At 65.7% G+C, this 13,898-nt stretch carries 11 protein-coding genes and 1 pseudogene; 1 reads left to right on the plus strand and 11 read right to left on the minus strand.

The window, feature by feature from the left end; all coding sequences use genetic code 11:
- Positions 1-1,460, plus strand: a pseudogene (locus tag RIT73_RS16495) (hypothetical protein); the annotation flags it as partial.
- Positions 1,461-1,478: 18 nt separating this feature from the next.
- Here RIT73_RS16495 and RIT73_RS16500 read toward each other — a convergent pair.
- The 11 genes from RIT73_RS16500 to RIT73_RS16550 form a co-directional block, all read right to left on the minus strand.
- Entirely contained in the window at positions 1,479-1,868 is a 390-nt protein-coding gene (locus tag RIT73_RS16500; RefSeq protein ID WP_309133193.1) for a hypothetical protein, read from the minus strand.
- Positions 1,869-1,892: 24 nt separating this feature from the next.
- A complete protein-coding gene (locus RIT73_RS16505) occupies positions 1,893-2,831 on the minus strand; it encodes a redoxin family protein (RefSeq protein WP_309133194.1) in 939 nt (312 codons plus the stop codon).
- A gap of 198 nt (positions 2,832-3,029) precedes the next feature.
- Positions 3,030-3,788, minus strand: a complete 759-nt coding sequence (gene purQ / locus RIT73_RS16510; RefSeq protein WP_309133195.1) for a phosphoribosylformylglycinamidine synthase subunit PurQ — start codon at positions 3,786-3,788, stop codon at positions 3,030-3,032.
- Positions 3,788-4,042 (minus strand): phosphoribosylformylglycinamidine synthase subunit PurS, encoded by a 255-nt coding sequence (gene purS / locus RIT73_RS16515; RefSeq protein WP_309133196.1) that lies wholly within the window; start codon positions 4,040-4,042, stop codon positions 3,788-3,790. Before purS ends, purQ begins: the two co-directional genes overlap by 1 nt.
- A 103-nt stretch (positions 4,043-4,145) precedes the next feature.
- Positions 4,146-5,528, minus strand: a complete 1,383-nt coding sequence (locus RIT73_RS16520; RefSeq protein WP_309133197.1) for an FAD-dependent oxidoreductase — start codon at positions 5,526-5,528, stop codon at positions 4,146-4,148.
- 141 nt (positions 5,529-5,669) lie between these two features.
- The gene (locus RIT73_RS16525) at positions 5,670-6,533 is read right to left on the minus strand and encodes an ABC transporter permease (RefSeq protein WP_309133198.1); all 864 of its coding nucleotides are present in this window, start codon (positions 6,531-6,533) and stop codon (positions 5,670-5,672) included.
- Between the two features lies 1 nt (position 6,534).
- Positions 6,535-7,536: an ABC transporter permease gene (locus RIT73_RS16530; RefSeq protein WP_309133199.1), complete on the minus strand. Its 1,002-nt coding sequence runs from the start codon at positions 7,534-7,536 to the stop codon at positions 6,535-6,537.
- Positions 7,533-8,693, minus strand: a complete 1,161-nt coding sequence (locus tag RIT73_RS16535) for a spermidine/putrescine ABC transporter substrate-binding protein (RefSeq protein ID WP_309133200.1) — start codon at positions 8,691-8,693, stop codon at positions 7,533-7,535. Before RIT73_RS16535 ends, RIT73_RS16530 begins: the two co-directional genes overlap by 4 nt.
- 1 nt (position 8,694) lies before the next feature.
- Positions 8,695-9,858: an ABC transporter ATP-binding protein gene (locus RIT73_RS16540; protein WP_309133201.1), complete on the minus strand. Its 1,164-nt coding sequence runs from the start codon at positions 9,856-9,858 to the stop codon at positions 8,695-8,697.
- 9 nt (positions 9,859-9,867) lie between these two features.
- Positions 9,868-11,658, minus strand: coding sequence for an amidohydrolase (locus tag RIT73_RS16545; RefSeq protein ID WP_309133202.1), 1,791 nt, complete (start codon positions 11,656-11,658; stop codon positions 9,868-9,870).
- 114 nt (positions 11,659-11,772) lie between these two features.
- A complete protein-coding gene (locus tag RIT73_RS16550; RefSeq protein WP_309133203.1) occupies positions 11,773-13,269 on the minus strand; it encodes an aminobutyraldehyde dehydrogenase in 1,497 nt (498 codons plus the stop codon).
- Between the last annotated feature and the right edge of the window lie 629 nt (positions 13,270-13,898).

Below are 13,898 nucleotides of genomic sequence, written 5' to 3' on the forward strand. Positions count from 1 at the left end.
TCGGGCTCGTCACCTTCGGTGTGGCGCCGGCTGCTGCCGAAGACGTGCACGATTCGAGCGCCGTCGTCGCTCAGGGAAGCGACGGAGGCACCGGAAAGACCGAGAACCCTCCTGCGGGGGAAGAGCCGAGCGGCGAATCGGGAGCTGGCCAGACATCGGGAGCCGACCAGACTTCGGGAGCCGACCAGACTTCGGGAGCCGCGCCGGGCGAAGAAGCCGAAACTGCTCCGAGCGAAGGAGCGGAACGAAGCGAAACTGCGCCGAGCGAAGGAGCGGAACGAAGCGAAACCGCGCCGAGCGAAGGAGCGGAACGAAGCGAAACCGCGCGGGGCGAGGAAGCGGAGCAGACCGAAGACGCCGAGACGACCGAAGCGGCCGAACCGATCGACGCGACATTCTCGCTCCTGACGCCGCAGCTGACCGCGGAGGAGATCCGCGACCGAGATCAGGGCATCAGGTACAGCATCGACGGACTCAAGACTGGGGACATCGTCACTCCCAGCCTCGGCGATCCCACCATCGTGGCCCGCGACGGGCTGTTCGAGGGCACGATCATCGGCAATTCTGAGATCGAGGCGGGAACCACCGTCGACTTCACCGTCACGGTCGAACGCCCCGGGGTCGACCCCGTCACCTTCGACGGCAGTGTGGAGGTCATTGCCGATGACCCGGGTGACGCAGAATCGGCGCTCACGGTCTCGCCCGAGTCCCAGAAGCTCTCCGCCTTCCGCGAGAGCGGCGTCACGATGACGATGACCGGATGCGCTCCTGGCGCCGAGGTGCTCTTCAGCAGCGAGCTCAAGGACGATCCCGGTACGCCCTACTGGGAGGAGACACAGGTCGCCGACGACGGTGGCGAAGCCAGCATCACCTTCGTGCTGGCAGAGGACGTCGACGACGGCTACGAATTCATCGGTGAGCACCTGGTCAGCGCCACCTGCGGCGACGTCATCGCCGAAGCGATGTTCACGGTCACCCCGAATGGCAGTGACACGATCGATCCGGCTCTGACCGTGTCGCCGAAGACGGTCTCCGGCACCGACTTCGTCAACGAGAGCAAGGGAGTGCAGCTGACCGTCCACAACTGCGGGTCGGGTCGCGATTCCGTGAGGTTCGAGGTCTGGGGAACCGAACCTGGCGCACTGCTCTTCGACCGCACGGTCAACGTGGATGAAGCGGGAACCGCCTCGGTGAGGGTCTTCGGGCTCGAGGATCGGCCGGAAGCGTATGTGGGCACCTACAACGTCGTGGCCACGTGTGGAGATACTGTGCTGGAAGGCAGATTCGAGGTCACTGCAGGGTCTGAGGATGTTTCCACAGGTAACGGAGATTCAGGCAGGACGGGTTCGATCCCGCGCACCGGCGCCGAGATCACCGGGTTGGCAGCAGGCGTCGTACTCCTCCTGCTCGGGGCGGGTGCGGTGATCTTCGCCCGAAGGAACTCCGAACCTCTCGGCTGAGCCGCTCCGGTAGACCGGTCATACCTGCTCTTCCTGGGGAGTTCGGCTGTCCTGGCCCTGGGAGTGCTCGTCGAGCTGCGGAACGTGGTCGAGGCCGAGCGAAGGGTTCCCGTAGACGGACTGCACTTCGGCGATGACAACGCGGTATTCGCCGAGCCATTCCCCATACCGGCTCTTCGCCGTCTGGTGGGTGTCCATGGCGATCAGCTGTTTCAGCGAGTCCATGTTCGACCAGTAGTACACCTCGGAATGGAGGCCTGTGTCCTCGTTGTGCCAAGCCTCCTCGCCGAGGAAGCCCGGGATCTGACGAGCACGCTCAGCGATCTCGCTGTCGATCCGGTGGAAGTCGTCATCGAGTGATCCGATTTCGAAGATGAAGGTGGAACTGTACTTCGGTCGTGTCGGCATAGTGGTCCTCTCAGGGTCTGCGCTTCAGGGATGCTCACGCAGCCAGGTGAGAACCTGCTGCGCATGGGTGTTGGGTGGGAAGATCGGGTAGAACGCATGCTCGATGACGTCGTCGCGGATGATCAGCGTCAGTCGTGAGTAGAGACGGTCGTGGCCGGGTGCTGAGAACGTCGGAAGCGAAAGTGCGTCGGCCAGCTGCAGTCCCGCGTCCGAGATCATAGGGAATGGCAGACGCAGCCGCTCGACGACTTCATTCTGATAGTCCGTGTCCTGGCTCGACAGACCGAAGACTCGCCCTGCGCCGGCGGCGAGGAGTTCTGAGTGATGATCGCGGAAGTCGCAGGCTTCGGTTGAGCAGCCTCGTGCTCCGGGAATCGCGTCCCATCCCTCGGGGAGGTCGACTCCGGGCCGTCCGGTCAGCGGGTAGAGGTAGATGACGGTTCGACCCTCGCCCAGAGTCCTCAGGCTCACGGCGCCGCCATCGCTGGTCGGCAGCGTGATGTCCGGCAGCGATTGACCAGGAAGGTTGGCAGCCGCGCCGTCGTCCTCGGGGACGGGAAGCCCTTTCGGCAGAGTGGTGAAGTCGGCCATCGGTTTCTCCTTCTCAAATGTTCGCCCAGCGCTGCTTTCCAGGCGGGCCTGCAGGATGTCGCGTCGGTTGGACAGTGCCGCGATCTTGGCGTCGAGATCGGCGATCGTGTCCCGGTAGACGGCGAGCGAGCTCACGCATTCGTCGCCGTGCACGTGCCCGAGGTCCAAGCACTCGAGGAATGGACCCGCCTTCTGCGGTGACACCCCGATGGCGCTGAGCTCTCGGATCTCGGTGACCGCGCGGAGGTGGTCGTCATCGAACCAGCGATACCCATTCACCTCTCGGGCAGGGGTGATCAGTCCGATCTGCTCGTAGTAGCGGATCGCTTTGACCGACACCCCGGCCCGGGATGCGAGTTCTCCAATGCGCACGTCTGACCTCCTTCCGCCAATCTAAACCCTGCCCTCAGGGGCAGGGTCAACTCCGAACTCAGGAGCAGGGCCGAGAGACGACTCGACCCCTGGGCCTTGAGGCGCAGGGGTCGGAATCAGGCTGCTTCAGGCAAGTGCAGACGCACGCTCCCTGAAACCACGCAGCCTGGGGTGAGTGATCGCTTGGGGCGAGTGGTGTCAGCCGTTCTTGACGAGCGAGCGAACCGCCGAGGAGAAGATCCCCTGGCCGTCGACGCCGCTGCCTGACTCGGGACCGAATCCGGCCTCGACGGCATGTTCGGGGTGCGGCATGAGGCCGACGACATTGCCGCGTTCGTTCGAGATCCCTGCGATGTCGCGCAGGGAGCCGTTGGGGTTGAAGCCCTGGTAGCGGAAGACCACGCGACCGGTGGACTCGAGTTCGTCGAGCACATCGTCGGTGGCGACGAATCCGCCCTCGCCGTTCTTCAGCGGGATGCGGATGGTCTGGCCCTGGGTGTAGTCCAGCGTCCAGGCCGTCTCCGAGTTCTCGACGATGAGGTCCTGATCGCGGCAGATGAAGTGCTGATGGTCATTGCGGATCAGGGCACCGGGCAGAAGATGCGATTCGCAGAGAACCTGGAAGCCGTTGCAGATTCCGAGCACGGGCATGCCGGCGTTGGCGGCGGAGACGACCGACTCCATGATCGGGGCGAACCGGGCGATGGCGCCGCAGCGCAGGTAGTCGCCGTAGGAGAATCCGCCGGGCAGGATGACGGCGTCGACGCTTTCGAGCGTCGAGTCCGCGTGCCACAGATTGACCGGCTTCGCTCCGGCCAGGCGAACGGCACGGGCAGCGTCACGGTCGTCGAGGGAACCGGGGAACGTCACGACACCGATCGATGCCGAGGAGGTGTCGGTCGCCTCGGCGCCGGCCCCCTGGGTGAAGACGGTTGGGTCGATGGCGGTGGCAGTCATCAGGCATCCTCGTGGGGACGAACGGCCACGACGTTCTCGATGACAGGGTTCGAGAGCAGCTTCTCCGCGGCCTCACGGGCCTGGGTGAGCACCTCGTCGGTGATGTCACCGTCGAACTCGAGTTCGAAGCGCTTTCCCTGGCGGACTTCGCCGAAGCCGGTGAAACCGAGCCGGGCCAGTCCACCGGAGATCGCCTTGCCCTGGGGGTCGAGAATCTCGGGCTTGGGCATCACCTCAACGACGACACGTGCCATGCGTCCACTGCTCCTTTGTGAATGTGTTCGGGAGGTCCTCCCGCGCTCGCCTCAAGTCTATCAAGCGTGGGAGGACCTCCCGTGAACGGTGTCCGGCTCTGCCTCAGGAGTCGAAGCCCATGCCGACGGTGTCGAGGACCTTGAGCAGGGGGCCGCGTCTGCCCTCGTTCCGGTCGGCCTTGATGAGTGCGTTCGTCGTCATCTTGATGCCCAGCCAGGCGACGGGTTCGGGTGGGAACGGCAGCGGCAGCTTCCGCACCATCTCCAATCGGGTCAGCTCGGTCTCCTCGCCGGAGAGCAGGTCGAGCATGACGGTGCCGGCGAACCGGGAGGCCCCGACGCCGAGGCCGGTGAAGCCGGCCGCCATCGCGACCTTCTTCCGATAGGCGGTGGTGAAGAACGAGAAGAACCGTGAGCAGGTGTCGATCGCCCCGCCCCACTTGTGGGTGAACTTCACGCCGTCGAGCTGGGGGAACGTCTCGTAGAAGTGTTCGGCGAGGGTCTCGAAGGTCTCCTCCCGCTGGTCGTACTTCCACGACACTCGCCGCCCGTAGTGGTAGACGGCGTCCCAGCCGCCGAACAGGATCCGGTTGTCGGCGGACAACCGGTAGTAGTGGAAGCGGTTGGCGCAGTCACCGATGCCCTGCCGCCCCTCCCATCCGATCGCAGCCATCTGCTCATCCGACAGCGGCTCGCTCATCAGCGCGTAGTCGTAGACCGGAACGGTGTGCAGACTGACCCGCTTGAGCAGTGAGGGGAACACGTTCGTGGCCAGAGCGACCCGGTTCGCGGTGATCCTGGCCTGCTCGGTCGTCACCCGCACGGTGAACCGCTGGTCGCTGACGTCCGTGACTTTCGTGCCTTCGTAGACCTCGACGCCGAGCTCGCGGATGACGCGCAGCAGTTCCCAGCAGAGCTTCGCCGGGTGGACCAGTGCGACTTCCCGGGAATCCCAGAGCGCAGCCTTGTAGGTCGGTGACCTGACGAGCTGTGTCAGCTCGTCCCGGTCGTAGAAGAAGAATCCGTTCTCCGGGTCATGACCGTCCCGCAGATCGGGCACCTGATAGTCCTCGGTCGCGACGTCGAGCTCGCCCGTGCGTTCGAACTCGCAGTCCATCCCGTACTTCGCCACGGCTGCTTCGATCTCGTCGAGGTTCTCGCGGCCCAGCCTGGCCAGCTGGTCGTTCTCGCTCGGCAGATGCGTCTCACCGTTGTCGTAGCCGTGGGTGAGGCTCGCGGCGCAGAATCCGCCATTGCGACCCGATGCGGCCCAGCCGATCGAGTTCGCCTCGAGCAGCACCACGTGCCGTCCCGGGTCGCGCTCCTTCGCCTGCAGCGCCGTCCAGAGCCCGGTGAAACCACCGCCGACGATGACGAGATCGGCCTCGAGGTCGGACTCGAGGGGCGGCTGAGGTGCGGGGCTCTGGTCGGTGTCGAGCCAGAACGGCACGGTGGAAGCGTCGGCCAATGCGGCGTGGACGTCCATCAAGTCACTTCACTTTCTGCGGTCGGATGGTGGTGCGGTGGGAATGCGGTGCGGTCGGATGGTGGAGCGGAGTGCGGCAGGGCCGCCGAGGTGAGCGCTGGGTCGAACCGGCGCCCACCTCGGCGCGGAGCTGGGAAGCGCTCAGGGGGCCATCGTCTTGATGATCTCCGTCGAGCTGCCGCCGGTCTTGCGCAGCACCACGGCGACGAAGGCCAGGGCGAGCAGCGTGAGGAGGAACATCAGCGTCGAGATCGCTGCGACCTCTGGCCGCAGAGCCACACGCACGGCGGAGAAGATGTAGACCGGCCATGGGGTGTAGCCGGGCTGCTGGACGAAGCTCGAGAGGATCGTGTTGTCGAGGCTGACGGTGAACGACATCAGGGCGCCGGCGAAGATGCCGGGAGCCGCGATCGGCAGGATGATGTCCTTGAACCGGTTCCACGGCGTGGCCCCGAGATCAGCGGCCGCATCCTCGAGCCGGGTGTCGATGCCGGCCAGGCGAGCTCGGACGATGAACGTCACGATCGCCATGGAGAACATCGCGTGGGAGATGATCAGGCGGACCAGGCCGTTGTTGAGCGGGGACACGCCCCAGTCGACTCCCACCGTGACGAACCAGGGCAGGAACGAGATGCCGTCGACGATCTCGGGCGTGACCAGGGTCAGGCCGAGCAGACCGGTGAGGCCGAGTGCCCACAACGCGCCCCTCCGGGCCCGGGCCAGGGCGACTCCGCCGAGGGTGCCGAAGATCGTCGCGACGATCGCGGTGCCCAGGGCCGCCTGGAGGCTGGTGACGACCGAGGAGATGATGACGTCGTTGTTGATGCCGCTGATGTAGGCGCCGAGTCCGAAGTCCTGGAAGTTCGCGAGCACCTTCCCGTTGTTGAACGAGTAGGCGATGATCACCGCGATCGGCACGAACAGGTAGATGAAGACGATGATGCCCCAGACGTGGAGCGCGATGTCAGTGGGCGTGCGCCTGGCGAATGTGTTCTTCCTGGCCATCTCAGACCCTCCCATCGGTGAGCTGGACACTGTTGATCCGGGCGGCGATCGTCCGGCCGAGCCAGAGGAGGGCGAAGCCGATCCCCACGACCGCGAGAGTCGCGATGATGAGGATCATCGCCATCGCCGCACCCAGGGCCCAGTTCTGGGCCGTGTTGAACTGGTTGGCGATGAGCTGACCGATCATCGATCCGCTCGCACCGCCGAGCACGGTCGCCGTGACGTAGTCACCGTTGAGCGGGATGAAGACGAGCAGGCAGCCGGAGACGACGCCCGGCATCGCCATAGGCAGTGTGACCTTGAGGAACGTCGTCACCTTTCCGGCGCCGAGGTCGTAGCTGGCTTCACGCAGCTTGTGACCGGAGGCGTCGATGGCGACGAAGAGCGGCAGGATCATCAGCGGCAGGTAGTTGTAGACGACGCCGATCTGCACCGCGGTGCGGGTGTAGAGGATGTCGAGGGGTGCGTCGAGCAGACCCAGACCCTGCATCCAGTTCGACAGGAAGCCGTCGGGGGAGAGCATGATCTGCCACCCCAGGGTGCGGACGAGGAAGTTCGTCCAGAACGGAACCATGACCAGCGCCAGGGCCAGGGAACGCCTGGCAGGGGAGACCTTGATCGCCAGCCAGTACGCGAAGGGCAGGGCGATGAGCAGGCACAGGATCGTGCCGAGGACCGAGATCCGCAGGGTTGCGAAGAACGTCGTGACGAAAGCGCCAGACATCGCCTCGGGGTACCGGTCGAAGGAGAGCTGATCGGTGGCCACGGCAGTGAACTGATCGGGTTTGTAGCCGAAGCTGTAGAACACGACGAGGGCGACCGGGGCGATGAAGAAGAACAGGACATAGGCCCAGGTCGGGAACGACATCGCCGCGGCGCCGAAGACGCGGGTGGCAAAGCGGTCCGACTTGCTGCCGAGCTTGGGCGGGGTGCCGGTCTTCGGATTCGGGCCGGTGTTCGGACTCGCGTCGGATCGGGTCGTCGGGTGGGTTTGAGTGCTCATGCTCCGCTCCTCGCTTGGGCGTCGGCGAAGATCTTCGTTCTGATCTGGTCCGCCGGAGTCTGCTTGCTGGCCTCGAGTCGGTCGAGGACCTTCTGGGTCGGGAAGATGAGTTCGGGCTGGGTGAGATCCGCCTTGACGGCGAGTTCCTCCAGGCCCTTGATCCCGATCGGATAGCCGATGTAGTCGAGCTGCTCGATGGCGGTGTCAGGGTTGAGCATGTGGTTGATGAACGCGTGGGCGGCGTCCGGGTGCGGTGCCCCCGTGGCGATCGCCCAGTTGTCCATCCACAGGTTCGCCGAAGGTGTCGGGAACACGAACTTCCAGTTCTCGGGATCGGGAACCTCCGACATGCCCTGCCGGGCATCGCCGTTGAAGGCCTGGAGCAGGGTGAAGCTGCCCTGGATCATGCCGGTGGCGACGTTGCCGATGTATGCCTTGACGTTCGGGGCGACCTTCTCGAGGAGGATCGTTCTGGCTTCCTCGAGTTCCCCCTCGTCCTCGGTGTTGAGGCTGTATCCGAGCGAGGCCAGGGCGAGCGCGCTGACCTCCCATGGATCCTCGAGCAGGGAGGTCGTGCCGGCGGCTTCGTCCTGGGCGACGTCGATGAAGTCCTGCCAGCTCGTCATCTCCCGGGAGATCTTCGTCGTGTTGTACACATACCCGGTCGTGCCCCAGGCCTTGCAGATCGAATGCTTGTTACCAGGGTCGAAGTACTGGTCGGTGAAGTTCGGATCGACATGCGCGAAGTTCGGGATCAGGGAGAAGTCGAGCTCCTGGAGCAGGTTGTGCTTGAGCATCTGCGGAATGTTCGACCCGGTCGGCACCACGACGTCATAGCCGGACGTGCCGCGGGAGGTCGACAGCTTCGCGATGAGCTCCTCGTTCGACCCGTAGGAGTCGACCTGGACGAGCACATCGTTCTTCGACCTGAAGGCGTCGATGAGTGCGGGGTTGTCGTAGTCGCCCCAGGAGTAGAGGTTGAGCTTCGACTCGAGTTTGCCGTCGACGGCGGGTGAGGCGGCCATCTTCGTGTTCCGACCGCATGCGCTCAGCGCTCCCAGGCCCACCACCCCGAACCCGGCGAGCACGGCGCGCCTGCTCAGCCGGGCGGCCGCGGTACGCGGCGCCAGGAACCGGACGTCTGGATTCTGTCCCATCTCAGGCACCGTCCTCGAGGGCGTAGACGGCGACGGAGTCGGCATCCCAGCTCAGGTCCACCTCGGTGTCGGGGGTGAGGATCTCCGCACCGGAAGCGGGCACCCGGGCGAGGATCTCATCGTTCGACCCCACCTGGACCATGTACTGGACGACATCGCCGAGGAAGGACACCGACAGGATGCGTCCGCGCGCACTGTTGGTCTCGGGGCCGCCGGGGGCTGCGGGCGTCACGCGCATGCGCTCGGGTCGGATGGCGGCCCTGACCTTGTCCCCGGTCGTCAGCGCCGTGGTATCACCGGCCGCCGAGGCGGGTCCGGCGGTCAGGGACCGCGTTTCCAGCACCGTGTTCGCCGTGCGCAGGCGAGCGCCCGAGGAGTCGGTGGCGGTCACCTCGGCGGGGACGAAGTTCTGCTTGCCGATGAAACCGGCGACGAATCCGTTGGCGGGGTTGGCGTAGATCTCCTCGCCGGAGCCGATCTGCTGGATCACTCCGTCGTACATGACGACGATCCGGTCACTCATTGCCAGGGCCTCTTCCTGGTCGTGGGTGACGAAGATGAAGGTGGTGCCGAGCTTCGTGTGGAGACGTTTGAGCTCGAGCTGCATCTCCTCGCGCAGCTTCCGGTCCAGGGCCGACATCGGTTCGTCGAGGAGGAGCACCTCGGGGCGGTTGACCAGGGCCCGGGCCAGGGCGATGCGCTGCTGCTGACCACCGGAGAGCTGTTCGGGTTTGCGGTCGGCGAAGTCCTCCATCCGCACGAGCGCGAGGACCTCGCGGACGCGGTCGCGGATCTCGGACTTCGGAGTCTTCGCCTGTTTGAGCCCGTACGCGATGTTGTCGGCGATGTTCATGTGCGGGAACAGCAGGTAGGACTGGAACACCGTGTTCACGGGGCGCCGGTGCGGCGGCAGGCTGACGATGTCCGTCCCGGACAGGAGGATCCGTCCGGCGGTCGGTGATTCGAAGCCTGCGATCATCCGCAGCAGGGTCGTCTTCCCGCAGCCGGACGGGCCGAGCAGGGACAGGAACTCGCCCTGCCGCACGGACAGGTCGAGCTTCTCGATGGCGGTGGTGGCGCCGAAGTCCTTCTTGACGCCTTGGATCTCGAGGTGTTCGAGGGTTTCGGTGGCCGGGGCGTCGGCTTCCTGGATGGCAGTGGTCATGATTGCCTTTCAGCGAACGGGAGCAGGGGTGGCGGTTGTGGTCGGTGCAGGGCTGTCGATGGTGATGCCGGCCGGGGCTGACTCCGCGGCGGAGGTGTCGTGGACGATGCGGCCGGCAGCGATCGTCAGTTCGGTGCGGATGTCGAGGAGCTCTTCGGACGCGATGTCGAACGGGTTCGCGCTCGCCAGGGCCAGGTTCGCGACGACTCCGGGGCGGATGCGGCCGTTGGTCCGGGCGCGCAGCAGATGCGCCGAGCCTGCGGTGTAGGCCCGCAGGGCGGTGAGGACGTCGATGGCTTGTTCGGGAACGAGCGCGGCGGCGTCGCCGTCGTGCGGATGCGAGCGATTGACCGCGACGTGGATGGCCTCCCAGGGGTTCGCAGTCGAGACCGGCCAGTCCGAGCCCATCGCCAGTTGGGCGCCTGCCTCGTGGAAGCTCCTGAACGGGTACTGCCAGTCGCTGCGTTCCTCGCCGAGGCAGGGCAGGTTGAGGTCGATCATCTGCTGGTCGCGGCAGGCCCACAGCGCCTGGAGGTTCGCAGTGACGCCCAACTGGGCGAACCGGGGAATGTCGGCGGGGTCGACGACCTGGACGTGGGCGATGTGATGCCGGGCGTCAGGTCGCGTCGTGCCGATGGATTCGAAGGCATCGAGTGCGGCGGTGACCGCGGCATCCCCGATCGCGTGGCAGTGGATGTCGAAACCGGCGACGTCGAGTGCCGCGAAGGCCCGGTGCAGGTGGTCGCGGGTGAAGTAACTGGTGCCGAAGCCGCCGCAGGCGCAGCTGTACTCGGTGCTCATCGCCGCCGTGCGGGATTCGACGATGCCGTCGAGCATGAACTTCACCGAATCGGTCCGGAATGCGCTCGGTGTGCTTCCGTCCGGGCTGGGAGCCGGCTCGCTGCGACGCAGTTCGACGAGCCGGGCGACCTGGGCGTCGATGTCCTCGACCCCGCGCGGCCACCACAGGCTCCCGACCACCTCGGCGCGCAGTTCCCCAGTCGCCTCTGCGGTGACATAGGCGTCGTAGGGGCTGCGATGGCCGGAGTAGTCGCCGACGATCGCATCCATCCACGCTGTGACGCCGAGCCGGTGGAGGTAGGACTGGCCGGCGACGAGCCCGGCGAGGATGTCTTCGTCACTGGCGGCCGGGACATGGACGCCGACGATGTCCATCGCGGACTCGTGCAGGCAGCCGGTCGGCGAACCGTCCGGATCCTTCTCGATGACTCCGCCCTCGGGGGTGGGCGTCGAGGCGTCGAGTCCGGCGATCTCCATCGCCTTCGAGTTCACCCATGCCGAGTGGTGATCGCGGCTGACGAGCATGATCGGGCGAGTGGTCGACAGGCGGTCGAGGAGCTCGGCGCGTGGGGCCCCGCCCGGGAAGTCGGCCATCGACCAGCCGCCGCCGGTGACCCAGCCCCCGGTGGTGTCTTCCTGGGTGGCCGCGTGCTCGGTGGAGTCTTCGGCCGTGGCGCCTTTCTCGGTGGCGCCTTCGTCGGTGGAATCGAGGTAGGCGCGGATCGCGGCCAGCGTCTCGTCGATGCCGTCGATCTCACTGAGATCACAGGCCAGCGATTCCTGACCGCCGAAGGTCGTGTGCACGTGGGCGTCGACGAACCCGGGGGTGACCAGCTTGCCGGTGGCGACGATGGTGCGTGGGGCCGGATCGGGCGCGTGGCCGGTGCCGATCTCGGTGACGATGCCGTCGCGGATGCTGATCCTGTCCGCCGGCAGAATGGTGGCGCCGTCGAAGATCGTGACGTCGAGGATATCGAGGTCGAGACTGTTGAGGTCCAAGAGGGTCCTCCTGACTTCCTTGTCAAAGGGTGCTTGGGGAGCTGGGGCGGGAGCTGGGGCCCGGCAGTCCGCTGCCCGGGTGAGAGCAGCGGACCACCGGTGCTGAGTGATCGTTCAGGACGTGAAGATGGTGTCCTGCCACTCGTGGTGCGGGTCGTCGTGGTGGTCGATGAAGACATGCTTGATCTGCGTGTACTCCTCGAAGGAGTACTGGCTCATGTCCTTGCCGAAGCCCGAGGCCTTGTAGCCGCCGTGCGGCATGTCGGACACGATCGGGATGTGCTCATTGATCCACACGCAGCCGGCTTCGATGTCGGCTGCCGCGCGCATCGCCCGGTTCGTCGTCTTCGTCCACGCGCTCGCCGCCAGACCGTAGGGGGTGTCGTTGGCCAGGGCGATCGCCTCGTCGTCGGTGTCGAAGGCGATCGCGACGAGGACGGGCCCGAAGATCTCCTCCCGCCACACCTCGGCGCTGGTGTCGATCCCACTGATCAGGGTGGGTGCGTAGTAGGCCGTGGTCTCGGAGTCGCCGGGCAGATCCTCGCCGAGGTGGTTCGTCGTCGGGATCTCACCGCCGCAGTGGATGGTGGCGCCGGCTTCGCGAGCGCGATCGACCGTGGCGGCCACGCGGGCCCGGTGGGTCACAGAGATGAGGGAGCCCATGTCGGTGGCAGGGTCGGCCGGGTTTCCGATGCGCACCGATTCCATCAGTTCGGTGACGCGCGAGGTGAAGGCGTCGAAGTGCTCGCGGGCGACGATCGCGCGGGTGGCGGCGGTGCAGTCCTGGCCGGTGTTGATGAGCGAACCGGCGACCGCACCGCGGGCGGCGGCTTCGATGTCGGCGTCATCGAACACGACGAACGGTGCCTTGCCGCCGAGCTCGAGGTGCACGCGGGAGCCCTTGGCCGCAGCCAGCTCCATGATGCGCCGGCCCACCTTGGTCGACCCGGTGAAGGAGGACATGACGACGTCGGGATGGGTGACCAGCGTTTCACCCGCTTCGGGTCCGTCACCGGCGATGACGTTGATGACACCGGGAACGAAGCCTGCTGCAGTCGCGGCTTCAGCCAGGATCAGCGAGGTGCCGGGAGTCATCTCCGAAGTCTTGAGGACGATGGTGTTCCCAGCTGCGACGGCGGGGAAGATCTTCCACGCGGCCATCTGGAGTGGGTAGTTCCACGGGGCGATCGACCCGATGACGCCGAGTGGCTCACGGCGGACCATCGACGTCGACTGCTCCCAGTAGGTGCCGGCGGACAGGCCGGTCAACTGCCGGGCGGCACCGGCGAAGAACTTGGCGTTGTCGATCGTGCCGGGCACGTCGAACTCGGTGGCCAGGCGGATGGACTTGCCGGTCTGCCGGGACTCGAGCTCGGCGATCTCCTGTGAGCGGGCATCGAGCTGTGTGGCCAAGCCGAGCAGGAGCTCAGCGCGCTCACCCGGAGTCAGCGCCTTGAATGCGGGGTACGCGGTCTTCGCGGCGGCCACCGCTTCGTTGACGTCCGCACTGGAGGCCAGCCGATATTCGCCGGTGGCCTCTCCTGTGGCGGGATTGATCAGAGTGTGGTTCTTGCCGCTGCCTTCGTGAAAGGCGCCGTTCCAATAATGCATGTGTTCACTTTCAGCCGGGTGCACGCCAATGTGGTGGGGTACAGAGCCCGTATCGACGGGTCCAGTCCCTGTATGGTCATACAATAACGGAAAGATGTGGCATACGCCACTGAAATAGTCGCCGATCGTCGGGTCCGACGAGGGGAAAGCAAAGCTGTGGCGCTCCTGCCTGCGGATTCAATGTCGTTGGGTGCGGATTTCGTTTTTCTGGGGTTGGTCGGGGCGGTCGCCGATGCACGGTTCGCGGCCGCACGGGATCGCGATGGCCCTCGTCGGGGAACGCTGCCCAGATCGCGCACGGTTCGCGGGTGCACGGTGCACGGTGCACGGGCGCACGGGTGCACGGGTTCGCGTCTGAGCGGGTGCGCTTTGTTGGCATGCGATCGGCATGCGGGGCGGCCGTCAGGCTGGGGACTTGTGGCCGATTCCGCGTCAGTGGCGGTTGCTAGCCTGAACTCATAGACAACAAACCGGGGACTGATGACCTTGAGCGGGGCAGAAATGCACAGAAATGATTCTCCTCGCTCAAGAGCAACCACCTTGAATCAGACGCGCAATAAGACGAATTATCTTCGAAAAACGTTCTAGACAGATTCGATTCACAGGCCTTATAATTGACGTAAGCGGGC

The sequence above is a fragment of the Brevibacterium sp. genome (genome assembly GCF_031179145.1).
GTDB lineage: Bacteria > Actinomycetota > Actinomycetes > Actinomycetales > Brevibacteriaceae > Brevibacterium.

Coding starts and splice junctions, on each gene's coding strand:
- RIT73_RS16540 (WP_309133201.1), bottom strand. CDS start 9,858: ATGACCACTGCCATCCAGGAAGCCGACGCCCCGGCCACCGAAACCCTC.
- RIT73_RS16550 (WP_309133203.1), bottom strand. CDS start 13,269: ATGCATTATTGGAACGGCGCCTTTCACGAAGGCAGCGGCAAGAACCAC.
- RIT73_RS16500 (WP_309133193.1), bottom strand. CDS start 1,868: ATGCCGACACGACCGAAGTACAGTTCCACCTTCATCTTCGAAATCGGA.
- RIT73_RS16520 (WP_309133197.1), bottom strand. CDS start 5,528: ATGGACGTCCACGCCGCATTGGCCGACGCTTCCACCGTGCCGTTCTGG.
- purQ (WP_309133195.1), bottom strand. CDS start 3,788: ATGACTGCCACCGCCATCGACCCAACCGTCTTCACCCAGGGGGCCGGC.
- RIT73_RS16530 (WP_309133199.1), bottom strand. CDS start 7,536: ATGAGCACTCAAACCCACCCGACGACCCGATCCGACGCGAGTCCGAAC.
- purS (WP_309133196.1), bottom strand. CDS start 4,042: ATGGCACGTGTCGTCGTTGAGGTGATGCCCAAGCCCGAGATTCTCGAC.
- RIT73_RS16525 (WP_309133198.1), bottom strand. CDS start 6,533: ATGGCCAGGAAGAACACATTCGCCAGGCGCACGCCCACTGACATCGCG.
- RIT73_RS16535 (WP_309133200.1), bottom strand. CDS start 8,693: ATGGGACAGAATCCAGACGTCCGGTTCCTGGCGCCGCGTACCGCGGCC.